The sequence below is a fragment of the Dehalococcoidia bacterium genome, from assembly GCA_025054935.1.
Taxonomy (GTDB): Bacteria; Chloroflexota; Dehalococcoidia; order SpSt-223; family SpSt-223; genus JANWZD01.
Genome location: JANWZD010000001.1, coordinates 509,130 through 528,051, shown reverse-complemented (window position 1 = coordinate 528,051; position 18,922 = coordinate 509,130). Strand labels below are relative to the sequence as shown.

Here is an 18,922-nt window from a genome sequence, read left to right as displayed (position 1 = left end):
AGGAGAGCATGGCCAACCGCCTTCAATTCGAAACGAGCCCCTATCTGCTGCAGCACGCCCACAACCCCGTGGATTGGTATCCGTGGGGAGAGGAGGCGCTGCGCCGCGCTCGTGAGGAGGACAAGCCGATCCTCCTTTCGATCGGCTACTCCGCCTGCCACTGGTGCCATGTCATGGAGCGCGAGTCTTTTGAGAATGAGGAAATCGCGGCGCTGATGAACGAGCTGTTCATCAACATCAAGGTCGACCGCGAGGAGCGGCCAGATTTGGACCAGATCTACATGGCGGCCGTCCAACTGATGACGGGTCACGGCGGCTGGCCGATGACGGTGTTCCTGACGCCCGAGGGACACCCCTACTACGGCGGCACCTACTTTCCTCCCGAGGACCGGGGAGGCATGCCCGGCTTTCCGCGGGTGCTTCGCGCAGCCGCTGAGGCATATCGTTCGCGACGCGGCGCGGTCATCGAGAGCGCGCGCCGGATCACCGAGCAACTTCGTCAGTCGCAAGAGCTCGGCGGTCCGCAGCGACTGCTGCACCCGGACATCCTCGACCGCGCCGTCCAGCAGTTCGCTCTCTCTTTTGACCCCCGCGCCGGCGGGTTCGGCGGGGCGCCGAAGTTCCCCCAGCCGATGATCCTCGACGTGCTGCTGCGCGTTGCCGCGCGCACGGGCGATGCCCGCGCTCGCGCCATGGTTGAGCGCACCCTCCGCAAGATGGCTGAAGGAGGGATGTATGACCAGCTGGGCGGCGGCTTTCATCGCTACTCGACCGACGATTCTTGGCTGGTGCCGCACTTCGAGAAGATGCTGTACGACAATGCGCAGCTCGCCCGGGTCTATCTCGCTGCCTATCAGTTCACTGGCGAGCCGTTCTATCGCCGGATCGCGGAAGAAACGCTGGACTACGTCCTGCGCGAGATGACCGCTCCGGAGGGAGGGTTCTACTCGTCTCAGGATGCCGACAGCGAGGGAGAAGAGGGCAAGTTTTTCCTCTGGACGTTGGACGAGGTGCGCGCACTGCTTGGCGAGACAGATGCCCGGATCTTCTCCCTCGTCTATGGAGTGACGGCGGAGGGCAATTTTGAGCACGCCTCTGTCCTGCACGTGGCGCTCCCCCCCGCTGACGCCGCGAGACAGCTGGGGCTTGCGGAAGAAGAGGTTGAGCAGGCGCTGGCGCGAGGACGCCGCATCCTCTTCCAAGCCCGAGAGCAGCGGGTCAAACCCGGGCGCGACGAAAAGGTGCTGACAAGCTGGAACGGGCTGATGCTTCGCGCTTTCGCCGAAGCGGCGGCCGTGCTCGAACGGCCGGAATACCGCCGCGCTGCTGAGGCAAACGCTGCGTTCCTGCTCGACGCAATGCGACCAAATGGGCGGCTGCTGCGCACGTGGAAAGATGGCCGGGCCCACATTCTCGGCTATCTCGAGGACTACGCCAACTTGATCGACGGGCTGATCGCGCTCTACGAGCTGACGTTTGCGCCCCGCTGGATTGAGGCAGCGGATCTCCTCGCGCGCGACATGATCCGGCTGTTCTGGGATGAAACCAGAGACGGCTTCTACGACATCGCAGCTGACCAGGAGCAGCTCATCCTTCGCCCGCGCGATGTCTTCGACAACGCGACTCCCTCTGGCAACTCAGCGGCGGTCGATGCGCTGGCGCGCCTTGCGCTGCACACCGGCAACGAAGAGTATGAGCGGCGCGCGACAACGGTGCTCCGCTCGTTCGTGCTCTATCTTGAACGCGCGCCCTCGGCGTTTGGTCGGCTTCTCGCCGCGCTCGACTTCGCCGTCAGCGAGCCGTTGGAAATCGTCCTCGCCGGCGACCTTGGGAGCAGCGAGGCTCACGAACTCCTGCGCCGCGTGCGCCGTCCCTATCTGCCGAACAAAATCGTCGCCTTCGCTGACCCTGCGCGCCCAACACCGCTGACGGCAGGGAAGACCCCGATTGACGGGCGGCCGGCAGTCTATGTCTGCCGGCACTATGTCTGCCAAGCGCCGGTCACGGACCCCGACGCGCTCAGCGCCCTGCTCGCCGCCGGGCGGCGTTAGCGCGCGCTTTCGGCACGCTGGGCAAGCTGCTGCAGATACTCGGCGACCGCCTCCTTCGTGCGGTTGGCGAGCGGCACTCGTTCCCACAACGCGAAGAAATAGTCGCGCATCCCTTGAGTGAGGATCGCGTCGCGGATCTCGATCAGCAGCTGAGCCGGGGCGCCGTCGTGCCGGGCGAGCGTCTCGAAATGAACGAAACCATCTGCGCTTGTGCCCTTGACCAGCCAGCCGCCTCCGGGGGCAAGCCAATCCGGCACTTCGTCGAGGAGACCGATTTCATACTGAGGTGAGTTCAGCAGCAGCGCAGCAAGCGTCCGAAGCCAGGCGGCACGCTGGTCGCTGCTGAGGGACGGGATGCTGGCGTCGAGCGGGCTAGGCACGCCGTCGGCAAACCGTTCAAGCCCGCGCTTTGTCAGCAGTTCGCGATACAGATGGACGCGGGCTTGGTCTCGGAAAGCGGTTTGCTGCAGGCGGCGGTCGCTCTGCAGTGTCCGCAAGAACGGCTCCCATGCCGGGTCCTCTTTCTCTCGCGCAAGGTCGCTCTCGAGGCGATCATCCGCCAGCAGCCCCGGCGAGCCGATGCCATCGCGGACGAGGAGGCGGTCGCCGGGCTGGATGATGGTGCGCGTTTCGGCCTCGCTGAAACGCGCCCACTCCTCCCGAGGCGTACGGGCAGAGCGCCAGTCCAAGGGGCGCTCATACGTCGTCGCGAGGGACTGTCCAAGGTCGCGAAGCGCAGCGCCGTTCTCCCAGAGAATTGCCGTCGTCTCCGGGTCGCTGAACGACAGCGCGGCGTAGACAGCGTAGTGGCCAACTCGGTCGGTGCGGGTCGGAAGCAGCAGGAGCGCGCCGTACCCGGGAACGGCGACAAGTCCGTAGGGAGGCGTCCCGAGCCCTTTCGTCGTCGGCAGGATGAACGGACGGTAGGTGCCGCGAAATCCATAAAAATCCAGCATGCCCACAAATAGAGAGAGGCGATACTCCTCGCTGCTGTCGAGCCAGCGCAGCTGCGAGACATTCCAGCCGTTGCTGAGCGCGCCTTGGAGCGCTGCCTTGAACGGCGCGCCGGAGTCGGTGAGCGTTGGGATGACATCGGCAGCGCTGAAGCCAACAACGATGATCTCTTCCCGGGGGGGAACGGGAGGATGGTTCGCTGCCCAATCAACAAGGTTGCAGGCCCACTCAATCGCGGTCTGGGTCTCTCGGGTCGCGGTGCCGTTGCCCGGGGGGCTCGTGCGGCCGCGCTCGCGCCCTTCGGGCCGGATTCGTTCGCCAACCCCGCGCGCTACCCGCCGCAGCAGCGTTTCGATTGACGCCCCGACATAAGGAGCAGAGGCGCGTGAACGGCGAAGCGGGGCGAGCGACTCAGCCAGCTGCACCAGCGACGAACTCTGGAGGTCGAGCGCCTCTTCGTAAGCTTGGAGCAGTTCTCGCGATGGCCATACGCGTCCGGTCTCGACGACCGAGAGGTGGCTCTTCGAATAGCCGAGCCGTTGTGCAAGATCAGTCAGAGAGATGCTCTTCTGCTGCCGAGCCCGACGCAAGGTTGCGCCAAGCGATTCGATGGTGTTTGGCTCGGCGGCCACCACCTTTTCTCTGCGTCCCATTGATGCTCCTTCCATCCGAGTCCTCGGCACGTGTGGATGGTGCGAGGACATCCCTTCAGACGAGTGCTCCTGCTCGGTCCGAGGACGGGGCGGGGACCGCGAGCAGGTTCATCGGTCGAGCGTCACGCTACGTTAAGACCAACCTTAATTTAAACCTCGAACGCTGTCCATTCCCTTGGCGCACATGAAGGGCGGAGAACGAGAAAAGTACGATGTTTGACGTAGCATTTGCCAGCTCTGTTCTCGCTAAGGGTCTTCGCGATCGGTGGCGCTCTTTCCGCGCCGTCCAGCCTGTCGTAGGACTGTCTGGCTGGCACACAATGCTGACCTTGCATGTTGCGGAAAAGAGGAACGCGATGATTTCCGGCGCCGCGTGCGTGCTTGACTGCGTTCTGCGCGATACAGCGGTGGGTATGCCATTCTCATGACGGCATGCGATTATTCCGTGGCGGAGCGGTTTGGGTGACCGACATCATTGCTGGGTTCTTGCGGCGCGCTCAGCTGCTTGGAGCGGAAGCGCGGCTGATCCCGCGGTCGCAGGTAGGCGAGGCAGTTCCTGCCGGCGCCGGCGCTACCGCCTCCGCTCGGGCGTGGCTTGGGTGCGATCGTCCTCCGGCAGCGCGGCTGCAGTCAGAGGTTGTCGTCCTGGGACAGGTGGGGGTCGCCGAGACGGGCAGCGTGGTCATCGTCGAGCCGACAGACGACCGGGCGTGCTGCCTGCTCGCCGAGCATCTGGTGGTCGTGCTGCCGCAGGAGCGGCTCATCCCGACGCTGCCGGAAGCGCTTGCCGCAGCTCATTCCCTCGCGGCGGCAGTGCGCGCTCCCGTTCTTCTCCTCAGCGGTCCGAGCCGGACGGGAGATATCGAGCGGGTCTTGACGATCGGCGTTCACGGTCCAGCCGCGCTCACGATCCTCGTGGTCTGTGACGAATGAGTGAAATCGCTCCCTTTCGTGACCGAGTGGCGGCTGCGCTTGCCGATCCCCAGCTTGCGGCGAACCTTCTCGCTTTCCAGCGGGGGTGGCAGCGCGCTCGGGCCGCTGCTCTTGCTGAGCTTGCCGAGGTCGGCGACAGCTTTGAGGGAGCGCGGTCGCGCCTCCGGGCAGCAAAGGATGCCGTGCTCGCCGACCCGGAAGCCGCAATCGCGGTGTTTGCCGACCGCGCCGCCGCTGCCGGCGCCGTTGTCCATCATGCTGCGACCGCGGCCGAGGCGCAGGCGACGGTTGCGGCGATCCTTCAAGCGCGGGGAGCGCGGCTGCTGATCAAAGGGAAGAGCATGGTGACGGAGGAGCTCTTCCTCAACCGCAGTCTTGCCGCTGCCGGGATCACGGTGGTCGAGACCGACCTTGGCGAGTGGATCCTCCAGCTGGCGCGCGAGCTGCCCAGCCACATGGTCATCCCTGCTATCCATAAAAACCGGGCGCAGATTGCCGAACTGTTTCACACTGTGCTTGGAGAAAGCGCGCCGCCGGACGACATTCCCGCGCTTGTGCGCCTAGCTCGCCGTGTTCTGCGCGAGGTCTTTCTCCGCGCTGATGCAGGGCTGATTGGCGCAAATGCCCTAATTGCCGAGACCGGCAGCGTGCTCTTGGTCACGAATGAAGGCAACGGCGACCTCGTAACAACGCTTCCGCCGCTGACGATTGTCCTCGCGGGATGGGAAAAGCTCCTGCCGACGCTGGCCGATGCCGCAACGCAACTCCGGCTGCTCGCGCGCTCGGCGACCGCTCAGCCGATCACCAGTTTCACCACGCTGATCACCGGCGCGGAGGCGGGACGTGAACTGCACATTATCCTGGTTGACAACGGACGCCGGGCAATGTGGCGCGACCCCGAGGCGCGAGAGGCGCTTCGCTGCATCCGCTGCGCCGCCTGCGCCAACGTCTGTCCCCCCTATCAGCTCGTCGGCGGCCATGCGTTTGGCTATATCTACAGCGGCGCGATCGGGCTCGTAAATACGCGGTTTCATCATGGCGCTGCGGCGGCGGCGGGACCGCTCTCTCTCTGCCTTTCTTGCCACGCCTGTGCGTCGGTCTGTCCGGCGGCGATCCCGCTGCCGCAGCAAATCCGCGCGGCGCGGGCGGCGCTCCCGCGGGTGGCCTCGGGCTCGCAAGCGAAACGCCTCCTCCTCGCGATCTGGGCTCGCCCGCTGCTCGTCGAATGGTCGCTTCGTCTCGCTGCTCCCGCAGCGGCCCTTCTGCCGCCGCCGCTCCTGCAGACGCTCCTACCCCCGCCGCAGCGCTGGCGTCTCCCGCCGCGCCCGGCGCTTCGTCCGGCGCGGGACCGCCTGTTCAAGCAAGAGGCGCTGCCGCCCCGCCATGCGCGGTGGGCAACGCCGGCGACGGCAGGCAAGCGGGTGGCGCTCTTTCTCCAGTGTCTCGCTGATCGCTTCGCGCCCGCGATCGTCCACGACACGGTGGAGGTGCTGCGCCAGTGCGGGCTGCGGGTGGTGGCTCCGCCCGGTCAGCATTGCTGCGGGCTGCCGCATCTCGACTCGGGCGACGAGGAACGCGCCCGCCGGCTCGCTCGCCAGACGATCGCTGCGCTGGAAGGCGAGTTCGACTGGGTCGTGACGCCGGGGACCAGCTGTGCCATCGCTCTGGCGCAGGACTACGAGCGTCTGTTCGCTTCCGAGCCGCAGTGGCGCGCGCGAGCGCAACGGCTTGCCGCCCGCACGTTCGACCTCGTCAGTTTTTTGGACCAGATTGTCGCGCCGCCGCCTCTTTCCTCCAGCGGCCGGCAGGTGGCGTGGCGTCCCTTCTGTCAACGGACTCATCTGCTGGGTCGCCCCTCGGCGGGGGCGGACCTCCTCCTCCGAGCGGGCTATCGGCTGGTCGAATTGCCCGAGAGCGACGTCTGCTGCGGCTTCGGCGGCGCGGTCGCCTTTGATCATCCCGAGGTGAGCCGGCGCATCGCGCAGCGGGCGCTCGCCGCCCTCCGCTCTTCCGGCGCTCCTGAAGTCGCGACGGAGAACCCGGGCTGTCTGCTCCATCTGAACAGCGCTCTCGCTGCGGGCGGCGACCGGATCAGGGTCCGCCATATCGCGACGCTGCTCGCCGAAGCGCTGCGCCGCCACGCACTCCCTCGCTGACGCTCGGCAGCGGCGTTGGCGGTTCAGGGAAGGCGAAGATCGGGGCCGATATGGATCTCAATATCGCCGGCGCCCAGCCCCGACAGGTCGGCGATCACATGCGCGGGGCTCAGTTTCAACTGCTCGGCGAGATAGCGGAGAGTTGCCGGCTTCCCGGTATAGTCGATCGCCACAGTTTCAGCGGGAGGCACATCGGCAGAGCGCTCTTCTATCTGGGTGGTCATTCCGCGCTGGCCGAGGAAGGAAGCGAGCCGACGCGCTTGGGGGCGCCTTGTCGCGTCGGTGACAATGACGACGTGGGCCGCTTCCCGCCGGACCCGAGGGTCGGTGAAGACATCCGCAATGATCGAACTGACGACCGGTCGGTTGGGGACGAAGTAGAGCTCCCCGGGCACCCGAATGATGCCCTCAAGGCCGATCGAGCGAAGAGTGACATCCTGCAGGTCGATCCCGGCGGCAAGCCGCGCGAGCGCCATGATCTGAGCAGGGCTCATATCCGTCCGAATGTCGTTGCGCAGCTCCAGCAAGAGGTGGGGCAGCAGAGGAAGCAGATTGAGGTCGAGCGCTTTCTGGCGCAGCGCAAGGAGCAGTTTCTGCTGGCGGCGGTTGCGCTCGAAGTCGTTGTCTTGGTGGCGCGAGCGGGCGTACTCGAGCGCAGCGCGGCCGTCGAGCCACTGGAGGCCGGGCGCGTAGTAGATCCGCTTCGTCCCGTAATAGTCGGTGGGATAGAGATTGTCTTTCAGCGGCCGTTCGATATCGACAGTGATGCCGCCAATGCGGTCAATCGCGCGGACGAAGGCATTGAAATCGACAACGACGTAAAAATGGGTTCGGATCCCGAAGTTATATTCAATCATCCGCCGCGCGACAGCCGGCCCGCCGCCCGGGGCGCGCTCTAACTCGCCGATGCGATAGGCGGCGTTCACCCGTTCTTCGAAGCGGAGGGTAGGAGAGACGGGGATCGGCACCCAGAGATCGCGCGGGAAAGAGATCAGGCCGGCGGAGCGGCTCAGGGGGTCGATCGTTGCCACTGCGATGAAGTCGGTTCGGCCCGGCTCCCAGAACACCTCGTCGGGGCGGGTGTCGATCCCGAGGAGAAGCACGTTGATCCGCTCGCTGCCGCCCCAGATCGGGATCCCGTCGAGGGTCGCTTCTTCGCCGGGCGCAAAGGCGCTCGGTCCTTCGTCCGTTGGGATGGGGAGAACCGGGCGATGGGCCCAGGCGTCGGCGGTCCGCAGCGCGGCGCCGATCCCCGTGGCGGCGATGAGCCAAGCGCCGAGAAGGTAGCTCACGAGCATCGCCATCACGGCAAGGCGCGCAGCAGGCGGAGCCACCCGATTCACACCCGTCCCTCGTCGGTTTGCCACAGTGCAGGGGGTACCGAAGGAGGAGTGTAGGCTCGACTCGCCGACCGCGACAAGAGGTCCTCGGCGAAATCGGTTCCTTTCCGACACGTTCTGCGTGAGGCCTCCCTGAGTGCAGGCGAGTTGACTACGGGCGTCTCGCGTCGTATGCTCCTCTCCGTGCGTCGCTGGTTCTCGCTCGTTCCGCTCATTGCTGCTTTCGGCCTTCTCCTCCCGCCGTCAGCGGCAGCCCAACCGGCCCCAATCCGGCGCTTCATGTATATGCACGTCTACACTGCGGAGACGATGCACGCTCTCCGGCAGCGGATTAGCCAGCTGGATGCTGTCTCGCCCGTCTACTTCACGGTCGAGGAGGACGGCGAGGTGTCCGGGCGCGACCGCCCGGAGGTGAGCGCGATTGTCAAGCGGGCTGGCGTGAGGCTGATCCCGCTCGTCAACAACCGGCCGCGCTATGAGAAGTTCAGCCCAGTGCTCATGACGCCGGCTCGTCGCGCCAAAGTGATCGATCGCCTCGTCGAACTCGTCCGCGACCACGACTACGATGGACTAAACATCGATTTCGAGGCCCTAGAGCCGTCTGACCGGGCAGGACTGACCGCCTTTATGCAGGAACTGAGCGCGAAGCTGCGGCCGCTTGGCAAGCTGACGACCATCGCCGTCGCCGCGAAGCCGCGCGAATTGACAACGGGCTGGGCAGGCGCGTACGACTACGCGGCGCTTGGGCGGGTAAGCGATTATGTCGTCTTGATGACGTACGCCTATCACCCGGCCTCGGGTCCCCCCGGCTCGACCGCGCCGATCGACTGGGTGCGCCGCACCGCAGAGTATGCCGCCTCGGTGGTGCCCCCTCAGAAGCTGCTGCTCGGGATCGGCCTCTGGGGGTACGACTGGAAGCTGAACAGCAGCGAACCGGCCGTGGTGCGCACCTGGGCTGAGATCGACGCGATCGCTAAGCGTCCCGGCGCCCAGCTTGGCTATTCGGTCGAGCATGAGAGCGCCTGGGTGCGGTACACCGAAAATGGGCAGGAGCGGATTATCTGGTTTGAGGATGAGCGCGCCATCAGCGCAAAACTGGCGCTCATTCGCGTCTATCGCCTCGCTGGCTGGGCCGCCTGGCGGCTCGGTCACGAAGGGCCGCCAGCATGGAACGCCTTCACGGCGTTTGACCAGGGGCACCAAGCAGCGCAAGCGCTCGCCGAGCCTGCTCGGACCGCGGGAACAAGCGCACCCCGCCCCAACTGGGATCTCCCGAACGGTCACTTCTTCACTCAGACCGGCGAACTCGGCCGGACCGGCTTCGCCGTCACCGACGACGAGGGCGTGCCGTTTTACAGCGAGTTCCGGCGGCTTGGCGGGGTCGAGGGGGTAGGCTTTCCCCGCTCGCACCGCTTCGTCTGGAATGGCTTGATCAGCCAAGTGTTCCAGAAGGCGATCTTTCAGTGGTCGCCGGAGCGGGGGGCGGTCAACTTGATCAATGTCTTCGACGAACTGAGCGCTGCGGGGAGAGATGGCTGGCTGGAGCGTGAGCGCTCGACTCCCCGCCCCCTGCCGGCGGCGTTTGATGCGGGGAGAAGCTGGGCCGAGATTCAAGCGGCGCGGCTCGCTCTGCTCGACCTCGATCCCGCCCTCAGGCAGGCGTATTTCCGTCATCCTGACCCGCTGCATGCCTTCGGGCTGCCCACCTCACGGGTCGAAGACCGCGGCAATCACACCGTGATCCGCCTCCAGCGCGCTGTCCTCCAGCGCTGGAAAGTCGATGTACCTTGGGCAAAGGCGGGCGACATCACGATCGCGAACGGCGGCGACATCGCGCTCGAGGCGGGGATCATCCCCGCTGAGGCGATGACGCCGCGTCCGGCTGCGGTCAGCCCACGCTGACCTTGGTCGACTGGAAGGCAGGAAAGACGTCGCGCGCCAGCAGTTCGAGCTGCCGCATTGTTTCGCGGTGCGGATAGCACCCAAAGTTTACGTCGAGGATCACTTCATCGATGCCGAGTTCTTCGCACCACTTCAGGGTCTTGATCACGGTCTCGGCATCGCCGGTGATCAGCATGTCCGGCCCGATGTCGCTCGGCCGCATCTGGAGAACGCGCTGGCGGGCAGCGGCAAGCGGGGTCGAGACCCGCGGGTCCGGCTTCGCCGCGGCGATCTCGAGCAGCCCGTGAACAAATCGCAGGAGGCGCGCTTGGTGACGCTCCGTATCGGCCGGGCTCTCTGAGATAGCGCAGTAGTACGAGCAGATCATCTTCAGGTTCGGATGTCCTGCCTTCGCCGCTGCCTCACGGAACGCGGCCACTGCCTTGTCCAGCCCGCCGAAGGCCATGCCGACCCCGAACGGCGAGAGCATCAGGTCCACGCCGAGCTCCGCCGTCATCTGAACGGTCGGCGGGCTGTAGGCCGCGATCGCGATCGGCGGGTGCGGCTGCTGGACAGGATATTGGTTGAGCGTGAACGGCTCTTCGAGCCGGTAGTGCTCGCCGTGGAAGGTCAGCCCTGGCTGTGTCCACAGCTTGACGATCAGTTCGGTCCCTTCCCGCAGCAGGTCGCGGCTCTTGTCGTAGTCTGCGCCGAAGAGCGCATAATCGCCCGGCTCATTTCCGCGGCCGACCGCAAGCGCTATCCGGCCTCCCGACAGCCGGTCGAGGACGGCATACTCCTCTGCCACCCGCACCGGATGATTGATCGGCAGGATGACGCAGGCTGGACCGAGGGTGATGCGCTTCGTCACCGCCGCGAGGTAGCCGAGATAGGCTGCTGGCGCCGGCAGCTGGCCGAAATGCGGACCGTGGTGCTCAGCGACCCAGAAGGAACTGAAGCCGAGTTCGTCGGCGGCAATCGCCTCCTCGACGAGCTCGGAAAGCATCGCCGCCGGATTGCGGCGCTCATCTCCAAAGATCGGCAGATTGTCGAAAAGAGAAAAGTAGCCCAACTGCATGGCTCTTCCTCCGCCAGATTTCCTTATTCACCATATCATCTCTGCGCTCAGATGACAGGGCCGTCTCTCCCCAGTCGAGTAGGTCCTCCGGACTGTTTGGACCGCGATTGCCCGCCTGCACCTTGCGGCGTATGATGGCAGCACGATGGAGAAGTCCGCACCGCCAGCGCTGTCGACCCTTCTGCTGCTGCTCATGAGCGCTACCCTCGTTGCGCTCGCTCTGCTGCTTGCACGCAGCTGGGTCGAGCGCCCGGAGCCGGTGCAGATTGTTCCGCTTCCGCTCGACCCCTCGATCAAGGTCGCGGTGCGAGGCGCGGTCGTGTCGCCGGGGGTCTACACCTTGCGGCTCGGCGACCGCGTTGAGGACGCCATCCGCGCTGCCGGCGGCTTGACCCCCGATGCGGAGGAACGGGCGATCAATCCGGCGGCGCGGGTCGCCGACGAGCAGGAGATTTGGGTGCCGCGGCGCGGCGACGAGATCGGGCGGCCCCCTGCCACGCCAACGCCGGCGGCGAAGGTCAACCTCAATACCGCGACGGCAGCCGAGCTGATCGCGCTGCCCGGAATTGCGGAGCTGACTGCAAGCCGCATCATCGAGTCGCGGGAGCGGGTTGGCCCCTTCCGCCGGGTCGAGGAGCTGCGCGAGCGGGGGATCATGAATGAGCGCAACTTTGAGCTCGTCAAGGACCGCGTGACCGCCCCATGACGTTGGGGCAGACGATCGCGATGCTCTGGCGCAGTCCGCTTGCAGGGCTGTTCGGCGGGCGAGGGCAGCGCCGCTCCGCGCCTCCCGTGAGCGCGGAGGCGCCACTCCTCGCCGACGAGGCGACCGGCGTGTCGCCGGCCGCCCTCGAGCTGGGGGCTGCCCCGGCGCTTCCCTCGGACGTGACGGACCGCGGCGCCGCTGCGCTGGCTGGTCAGGGAGCGGCGCTGGCGACGGATGTTCCTCTGCCGCGACCCTCTCGCGCCGACTACCTTCTTGAACGGCTTCTCCTTTCAGCGCCGCCTTCTCTCGGCACGGTGGTGCTTGGCATCGATGTCAGCCGGACGGGCATCGAGGGCGCGCTGGTCGATGTCGGGCGAGGCGAGCTTGTGGGCGAGCGCCTCCGCGTGCCGACGCCGCAAGCGGCTTCTCCTGAAGCGGTTGCCGCAGCTGTCGTTCAGTTCGCGCGTCATTTCGATTGGCGTGGGCCGATCGGCTGCGCCTTTCCCGCGGTGGTGAAGGGCGGCGTTGTCCGCACCGCCTCGAATGTGGACCCCGCGTGGGTGGGCGTCAACGGCCAGACGCTGTTGGCGCAGGCGACCGGCTGTCCGCTCGTAATGCTGAACGACGCCGATGCCGCCGGGATCGCCGAGATGGCCTACGGCGCCGGCGCCGGCTGCGATGGCGTCGTTTTGATGGTGACGTTCGGCACCGGGATCGGCACCGCGCTCTTCGTTGACCGTCGGCTCGTGCCAAACACGGAGCTCGGCCATCTTGAACTCCGCGGCAAGGCGGCTGAGCGTCGCGCTGCGGCGAGCGTTCGGCAGCGCAAGGGGTGGGGGTGGCGGCGCTGGGGCCGCCAGGTCAATGAGTATCTGCTCGTCCTTGAGCGGCTGCTTGCGCCCGACCTGTTCATCCTCGGCGGCGGGGTGAGCAAGAAGAGCGCAAAGTTCTTTTCCTCTCTCACCCTTTCGACGCCGGTCGTTGCGGCAACGCTGCTGGACGCTGCCGGCATCGTTGGCGCGGCGCGGGCCGCGAGCGCCTTGCTGCCTCCTGAACCGGCGGAGCGCACCGTGCCGAGCGAGGCGAGAGCAGAGCGGACAGCATCCCGCTGACGGCTCCCGCCGCTCTGCCTCGTCTCCTGCTTTCGGCAGCAGGCCGAGGGCTCGCGGAGCAGAGCGGAGCGGTTCCCCGTCGCGCCCGCCTGCGTCGGACGCGCGCAGCGGTTCAGGAGCGGTCGCCGCTCGTGCCCTCGATCCAGATGCGCTGAAATTCGGCGCGGAGCAGCTGATGCTGGGGCGCTTCGAGACCCGGGTCGGTCGCGATGATCCGCTCTGCCTGTTCACGGGCGAGGTCCATCAGTTCGGCATCCGAAAGGCGGGCGACTTTCAATTCTGGGAGGCCGCTCTGGCGGACGCCGAAGAATTCGCCGGGGCCGCGCAGGCGAAGATCCTCTTCCGCGAGGGCGAACCCGTCGTTGGTCTGCTCCACGATCCGCAGCCGTTCGCTCTCCTGCGCGGAGTCGGTGAGCAGCAGGCAGTAGCTCTGATCCTGCCCGCGGCCGACCCGGCCCCGGAACTGATGAAGCTGGGCGAGGCCGAACCGCTCGGCGCCTTCGATCAGCATCACGGTAGCGTTCGGGACATCGATGCCGACTTCGACGACCGCCGTTGAGACGAGCACATCGATAGCGCCATCGCGGAAGGCGATCATCACGGCATCCTTTTCTTTCGGCTTCATCCGGCCGTGGAGCAGGCCGAGCCGCAAGTCGGGGAAGATGTGGCGGAGGCGGTCGAACTCTGCGGTCGCGGCTTTGGCCTCGATCTTCTCGGACTCCTCGATCAAAGGGCAGATCACATACGCCTGCCGGCCCAGACGCACCTGCTCGCGCACGAATTGATAGGCGCGCTCCCGCTTTTCGGGAGGAACGAGGCGGGTGCGGATCGGCTGCCGTCCCGGCGGCAGCTCGTCGAGCACCGACAAGTCGAGGTCGCCATAGAGCGTGAGGGCAAGGGTGCGGGGAATGGGGGTTGCAGTCATCACCAGCATATGGGGATGACGCTGTCCGGAGACCCCCTTGTGACGCAGGGCAGCACGCTGCGCGACCCCAAAGCGGTGCTGCTCGTCTATTACGCCGAGGAGCAGCCGCTTGAAGGTTACCTGCTCTTGGATGACGGCGTGGGTCCCGACGAGGAGCGCGACCTCGCCAGCAGCGACGTCGTCGAGGAGGCGCTGACGCTTCTTGCCCTGAACGGCGCCGGTCAGCACCTCGACCCGCGCCTGCGGGAGGAGGAGGGAAAAGAGCCGGCCAAGCGAGGCGCGATGCTGGTTGGCGAGGATCTCGGTCGGCGCGAGAAGGGCACCCTGTCCGCCGGCGGTGACTGCGGCGGCGAGCGCGATCGCGGCGACCACCGTCTTGCCGCTGCCGACATCGCCTTGGAGTAAGCGGGCCATCGGGCGGTCCCGGGCGAGGTCGGCCAAGATCTCCTGCAGGGCGCGGCGTTGGGCAGTCGTTAGCGTGAACGGCAGACGGTTCGTCCACTGATCGATCTGGGCAGGCGGGACAATGATGGGCTCGGCGTAGCCGGCCTGCTGCCATTCGGCTTTGGCGCGCTGCAGCCCAAGCTGGAGGATAAACAGTTCATCGAAGGCAAGGCGCCGCTTGGCGTCCGCGAGTTCGGTCGGCGTTTCGGGGTAATGCATCGCGCGGACGGCGGGGATGCGATCCATCAGCCGCGCTTGGCGGCGGATCTCCGCCGGGAGCGGTTCGGGGAGCAGAGCGGCGTAGCGCTCGACGACGCTTTTGACGAGCCGCCGCACTGTGCGCTGGGCGATCCCTTCGGTGAGGGGATAGACAGGAACGAGGCGGCCGGCGTGGGTGCGATCTCCCTCTTCATCGAACGGCTCGTAATCGTCGACGGTCAGCTCCAGCCGCCCCTTGAACGACTCGACGCGCCCGGACAACAGCCAGCGCGAGCCTGGCCGTACCGTGCGCGCCACCCACGGTTGGTTGAACCAACGCGCGCGCAGCGTCCCGCTCGCGTCGCTCACGGTCGCCTCGACGAGCTGGCGGCCCGGCCCGATCACGCGCTCGGCAAGCTCCCAGATCGTCACGAGGATGGTCGCATCGGTGCCGAGGCTGAGGTCGCGGATAGGCACAACAGCGCGCCGGTCGAGATGACGGTGGGGGAAGAAGAGCAGCACATCGCGCACCGTCTCCACCCCAAGGCGGCGGAATGCCGGGATGACCCGCCGGTCGAACCCCCGCAGGGCGCTGATCGGCGTCTCGAGCGTAATGCTGTCTGAGGGCGGCGGCATCGCGCGAGCCGCGCGGGCTGCTCGAGGACGAGGAGGAGGGGCGGCGCGCGGCTGCGCCGTTTCGCGCAGCCAGGCGGCCACCTCAGTGAGCCACTGCGGCCGCTCCGCCGGCGGGGTTTCCGCATAGGCGCGGAAGGGAAACTCGGCGATATCCTCCTGCGCGCGTGGGGGAAGCGACCGCGCGAGCCGAGGGAGCCAGACGGCGAGGTAGCGGTCGAGGCCGCCGAGCACGAGGCGATTGCGGCAGCCCTCGCGCCGCTCGCGCTCGAGGATCTCGAGGATCTGGCGGAGCACATCGGTTGGGGAAGCGATTGTCACGCTTTCTATTGTGCCCGGTCGCGGCGGACAACCCAAGAGGATGGGGTCGATGCGAGGCCAGATTTGCGAGCGCCGTTCATCGGGAGCGGCTCCTCCTCCGAAGCGACATACCCGAAGGGGCGCGCTGCTCTCGACGTCTTCGGCATTGCAGCGCTAGTCGAACCGCGGCCCCGTATAGACGGCGACCCCAACAACCCCGGGACCGGCGTGCGTTCCGACAACTGGCCCAAGCACGCCTTCATAGAGGGGGACGTCGGCGAAGTGGGCGCGCAGCCGGCCGGCCAAGGTCTTGGCGTCATCGAGCGGCGGCGAGGCGAGAACGCAGAGCGCGGACACCCCCGTTTTGGCAGCTGCCCACTCGTACAGCCGGTCGATCCCGCGCTGGCGCGTGCGTGCCCGTTCAACGGCGGTGACTTCGCCATCCTTCAGCCCGAGGATCGGCTTGATATTGAGAAGCGTGCCGAGAAAGGCGCGCGCCCCGCCGATGCGGCCGCCGCGCCTCAGGTATTCGAGCGTGTCAACGAGGAACAGGATTTCCGTCTTCGCTGAGGTCTCTTTGGCGATCGCGACACACTCCTCGAGGCTCGCGCCGCTCTGCGCCGCTTTGGCGGCACGGATCGCGACCAGCCCAAGCGCCATCGAGACGAGCAGCGAGTCAACGACCTCCACCCGGAGATCGGGCTCGACCATCCCCTTAGCCGTGATCGCTGAACTGTACGTGCCGCTCAGCTTGCTCGAGATCGTGATAACGCAGATCGGGTCGCCGGAAGCGCCGAGCCGGCGATACACCTCTTCAAACTCGCCCGGTGTCGGCTGGGAGGTCGTCGGATTCGTTTTCGACGCGACGAGCCGACGATAAAAGCTCTGCTCGTCGATGTCGATCCCGTCGCGCAGGGTTTCCTCACCGAACAGCACCTTCAGCGGCACGACTTCAATCCCGAGTGACTGCGCGAGATCTTTGGGGAGGTCTGAGGTGCTATCGGTCACAATGCGGACAACCATGCGCTCCTCCCTGCTGCGCGTCTTACTCGCGCGCAATGATATAGTGATAAAAAGGCTGGCCGCCTTCGACGACTTCAACCTGGAGGTGGGGATAGCGCTCCCGGATTTGAGCAGCGAGCTTCTCCCCTGCCTCGGTCGAAACCTCCGCGCCGGTGTAGAGCGTTACGACTTCGGCGCTTTCGAGCCGCATCTTCTCAAGCAGCGACCAGAACGCTTCCTCAAGGGTCTCTCCGACGGCGGCGACGCGGCCGTTGAGGAGCCCAATCGCTTGGCCGTTCCGAATGGTGATGGTGTCAAAGGTGGCGTCACGGATGGCGACGGTGATTTCCCCCGTGTCGATCGCCTCGGCGGCGGCCGTCATCGCCTCGAGGTTCGTCTCGAACTGTTCGCCGACGCGGATCGCGAGCATTGCGCCGACCCCTTGGGCGAGCGTCCGCGTCGGGACGATGCCGACTCGCCGCTGTGTCATCGATGCCGCCTGTTTTGCCGTCAAGAAGATGTTCTCGTTATTCGGCAGGATGATGACGTCGGTCGTGGGGGTCGCCTCGATCGCCTCGAGCAGGTCTTGGGCGCTCGGGTTCATGGTCTGACCGCCCGTGATCACTTGGGCGGCGCCGAGGCTGCGGAACAGTTCGCGAAACCCCTCGCCGGCGGCGACGGCGACCACCGACAGCCCCGCCACGGGCGCCGGCTTGAGGGCAGCGAGGTGGGTCTGCTTCCAATCTTCGTGCTGGAGCTGCATGTTCTCGACCGAAACTTGGCGGAGGATGCCAGCCCGAGTTCCGATCTGGAGAGCAGCGCCGGGGTCGAACGTGTGGAGATGAACCCGCACCACCGTCTCATCCCCTACCACGATCAGGGAGTCGCCGAGCGCTTCGAGCTCGCGCTGCAGCTGCGCCATATCGAGGTTCTGGCCTTGGATGAGAAACTGCGTGCAGTAGCCGTAGGCCTGCTCGCCGCTCAGCGCCTCCACTGTCACTGTGGCGAGATCGCCGCTCACTTCGGGGACCTGCTCGCCGCGGAGCGTGCGGAGCGCGCCGTCAAGGAGGACATAGACGCCTTGTCCTCCCGCGTCGACAACCCCCGCTTCTTTCAGGACCGCCAGCTGATTCGGCGTCTCTGCAACGGCGATGCGGGCGGCCTCGGTCGCAGCGGCGAGCACCTGCTCAACGTCGGAGGTGCGCTCGGCGGCGCTTTGTGCCTCCTCGGCCGCGCGGCGGATGACGGTTAGCATTGTCCCTTCAACCGGCTTGGCAATGCCGGCGTAGGCAGTGCGCGTGGCGCCGGCGAGCGCCTTGGCGAGGACGGCGCCGTCCAGCATCGGTTCGTCTTCGACCGCTTTGGCGAAGCCGCGGATGATCTGCGAAAGGATCACTCCGCTGTTGCCACGGGCCCCCATGAGCGCGCCGCGGGCCATTGCAGCGGCGATCTGGCCGACGTGGTGCTCCGGCGAATTTGCCACCGCCCCGAGCGTCGAGCGCATAGTCAGGCTCATGTTCGTCCCGGTGTCGCCGTCCGGCACCGGAAAGACGTTGAGCGCGTTGATCACCGCTGCCTGCCGTTCAAGCCACGCCGCGCCGCCAGCCAGTATCGCTTTCAGCCCTTGGCCGTCGATGGAATGAACTGACCGGTTTCCGATGCGCTCCGCCACGTCCGCCATTCTCGCCCGGGATACCACATTTTCCCTGATGCAAAGAGCTTAGTGGTCTGCTGGCCGCCCGTCAATGCAGAGAGCGTGACACCCCCTCGCGTGGCTGCTACGATCCCAGCGGGAGGGCCCGTGAACACGGTGACGTGCTACAAGTGTTCGAATCCTGCGGGCGCTCGCTGCCCAGATTGTCGCCGCCTGTTCTGCCGGTTCCACGGCGCGACACGCTGCCACGAATGCGAGCCTCCTCCGCCGCTGTGGAAGACTATTTTGGGATTGTTCCGGCGCTAACTCGGCACTGCTGCCTTGCGTAACGAAGCGAGTGTGAGCGGCAAGGCGGCTTCCCTTGGGCGGCCGCCTGCGGGCGTGCTCTTATCGTACCCGCGAACACCGCGTCTCGACGAAGCAGGAGCGGCAGGCCATCGGAGCGAAGAGGAGTGGACCGTTTTACGGCGGGGGTGGTGGCTGTCGTGCTCGGGCTTGTCGTCCTGAGCGTTGCGGTGGTCGCCCTTGGGGGCGGGCGCGGCGAACCGGGAGACGACACCACCCCGCGCGGCGTGGTTGTGCTCTATCTCCGGTCGCTCCGCGAAGGCGATCAAGACCGCGCCTACGAACTGCTTTCCTCCGACCTGCGCGCCCGGGTCTCCCGTGACGAGTTCATCCGACTGGCCTCGTTCCTCCAGAACGACCGGCGCCGCTACGAAGTAGGCCAAGCGGCTGTCGACGGAATGGTCGCCCGGGTGCCGGTGGTCTATCTCTCGGAGGGCGGGCTCTTCGGGCCGCGGCAGGCGACGACTGAGACGGCAGGCCTGCTTCTAGAAGGCGGGCGGTGGCGCATCTCCGCGCCCCCCGAGCCGTTTTTCCCCGATCGTCCCGGGAGGTAGTTC

Annotated in this window: 13 protein-coding genes; 7 read left to right on the top strand and 6 right to left on the bottom strand. The window is 66.5% G+C overall.

The annotated features are described in order from the left end of the window. Positions 1–8 precede the first annotated feature (8 nt). Complete coding sequence (locus NZ773_02320) at positions 9–2,051, top strand: thioredoxin domain-containing protein (GenBank protein MCS6800762.1); 2,043 nt, start codon at positions 9–11, stop codon at positions 2,049–2,051. On the opposite strand, the gene NZ773_02315 is transcribed toward NZ773_02320, so the two are convergent. Continuing rightward, positions 2,048–3,658, bottom strand: a complete 1,611-nt coding sequence (locus NZ773_02315) for a helix-turn-helix domain-containing protein (protein MCS6800761.1) — start codon at positions 3,656–3,658, stop codon at positions 2,048–2,050. The two genes, NZ773_02320 and NZ773_02315, sit on opposite strands and share 4 nt — an antisense overlap. Before the next feature lie 432 nt (positions 3,659–4,090). Between NZ773_02315 and NZ773_02310 the strand changes: the two genes are divergently transcribed. Both NZ773_02310 and NZ773_02305 read left to right on the top strand, forming a co-directional pair. Beyond that, positions 4,091–4,591, top strand: coding sequence for an LUD domain-containing protein (locus tag NZ773_02310; GenBank protein ID MCS6800760.1), 501 nt, complete (start codon positions 4,091–4,093; stop codon positions 4,589–4,591). Then, positions 4,588–6,747 carry an LUD domain-containing protein gene (locus NZ773_02305; GenBank protein ID MCS6800759.1) on the top strand — a complete coding sequence of 720 codons (2,160 nt, stop codon included), beginning with the start codon at positions 4,588–4,590 and terminating at the stop codon, positions 6,745–6,747. The genes NZ773_02310 and NZ773_02305 overlap by 4 nt, the downstream gene beginning before the upstream one ends. A gap of 23 nt (positions 6,748–6,770) precedes the next feature. On the opposite strand, the gene NZ773_02300 is transcribed toward NZ773_02305, so the two are convergent. Further along, positions 6,771–8,090 carry an LCP family protein gene (locus NZ773_02300; GenBank protein MCS6800758.1) on the bottom strand — a complete coding sequence of 440 codons (1,320 nt, stop codon included), beginning with the start codon at positions 8,088–8,090 and terminating at the stop codon, positions 6,771–6,773. 180 nt (positions 8,091–8,270) lie between these two features. Here NZ773_02300 and NZ773_02295 point away from each other — a divergent pair, with 180 nt between their 5' ends. Next, positions 8,271–9,989, top strand: a complete 1,719-nt coding sequence (locus NZ773_02295; GenBank protein ID MCS6800757.1) for a glycosyl hydrolase family 18 protein — start codon at positions 8,271–8,273, stop codon at positions 9,987–9,989. On the opposite strand, the gene NZ773_02290 is transcribed toward NZ773_02295, so the two are convergent. Beyond that, the gene (locus NZ773_02290; GenBank protein MCS6800756.1) at positions 9,976–11,046 is read right to left on the bottom strand and encodes an LLM class flavin-dependent oxidoreductase; all 1,071 of its coding nucleotides are present in this window, start codon (positions 11,044–11,046) and stop codon (positions 9,976–9,978) included. The two genes, NZ773_02295 and NZ773_02290, sit on opposite strands and share 14 nt — an antisense overlap. 145 nt (positions 11,047–11,191) lie before the next feature. Between NZ773_02290 and NZ773_02285 the strand changes: the two genes are divergently transcribed. Both NZ773_02285 and NZ773_02280 read left to right on the top strand, forming a co-directional pair. Next, positions 11,192–11,752 carry a ComEA family DNA-binding protein gene (locus tag NZ773_02285; GenBank protein ID MCS6800755.1) on the top strand — a complete coding sequence of 187 codons (561 nt, stop codon included), beginning with the start codon at positions 11,192–11,194 and terminating at the stop codon, positions 11,750–11,752. Between the two features lie 314 nt (positions 11,753–12,066). Continuing rightward, entirely contained in the window at positions 12,067–12,864 is a 798-nt protein-coding gene (locus tag NZ773_02280) for an ROK family protein (GenBank protein MCS6800754.1), read from the top strand. A gap of 112 nt (positions 12,865–12,976) precedes the next feature. Here NZ773_02280 and recG read toward each other — a convergent pair whose 3' ends face one another. From recG to NZ773_02265, 3 genes are all read right to left on the bottom strand, one after another. Further along, positions 12,977–15,385, bottom strand: coding sequence for an ATP-dependent DNA helicase RecG (gene recG / locus NZ773_02275; protein MCS6800753.1), 2,409 nt, complete (start codon positions 15,383–15,385; stop codon positions 12,977–12,979). A gap of 153 nt (positions 15,386–15,538) precedes the next feature. After that, positions 15,539–16,387, bottom strand: a complete 849-nt coding sequence (locus tag NZ773_02270) for a DegV family protein (GenBank protein ID MCS6800752.1) — start codon at positions 16,385–16,387, stop codon at positions 15,539–15,541. Between the two features lie 22 nt (positions 16,388–16,409). Further along, positions 16,410–18,038 (bottom strand): DAK2 domain-containing protein, encoded by a 1,629-nt coding sequence (locus NZ773_02265; GenBank protein ID MCS6800751.1) that lies wholly within the window; start codon positions 18,036–18,038, stop codon positions 16,410–16,412. 434 nt (positions 18,039–18,472) lie between these two features. Between NZ773_02265 and NZ773_02260 the strand changes: the two genes are divergently transcribed. After that, the gene (locus tag NZ773_02260) at positions 18,473–18,919 is read left to right on the top strand and encodes a hypothetical protein (protein ID MCS6800750.1); all 447 of its coding nucleotides are present in this window, start codon (positions 18,473–18,475) and stop codon (positions 18,917–18,919) included. Positions 18,920–18,922: the final 3 nt, after the last annotated feature.

Bases quoted from the DNA above. Each gene is read 5' to 3' on its own strand.
- NZ773_02290 (MCS6800756.1), bottom strand. From the start codon at position 11,046: ATGCAGTTGGGCTACTTTTCTCTTTTCGACAATCTGCCGATCTTTGGA.
- NZ773_02310 (MCS6800760.1), top strand. From the start codon at position 4,091: ATGCGATTATTCCGTGGCGGAGCGGTTTGGGTGACCGACATCATTGCT.
- NZ773_02320 (MCS6800762.1), top strand. From the start codon at position 9: ATGGCCAACCGCCTTCAATTCGAAACGAGCCCCTATCTGCTGCAGCAC.
- NZ773_02270 (MCS6800752.1), bottom strand. From the start codon at position 16,387: ATGGTTGTCCGCATTGTGACCGATAGCACCTCAGACCTCCCCAAAGAT.
- NZ773_02315 (MCS6800761.1), bottom strand. From the start codon at position 3,658: ATGGGACGCAGAGAAAAGGTGGTGGCCGCCGAGCCAAACACCATCGAA.
- NZ773_02305 (MCS6800759.1), top strand. From the start codon at position 4,588: ATGAGTGAAATCGCTCCCTTTCGTGACCGAGTGGCGGCTGCGCTTGCC.
- NZ773_02285 (MCS6800755.1), top strand. From the start codon at position 11,192: ATGGAGAAGTCCGCACCGCCAGCGCTGTCGACCCTTCTGCTGCTGCTC.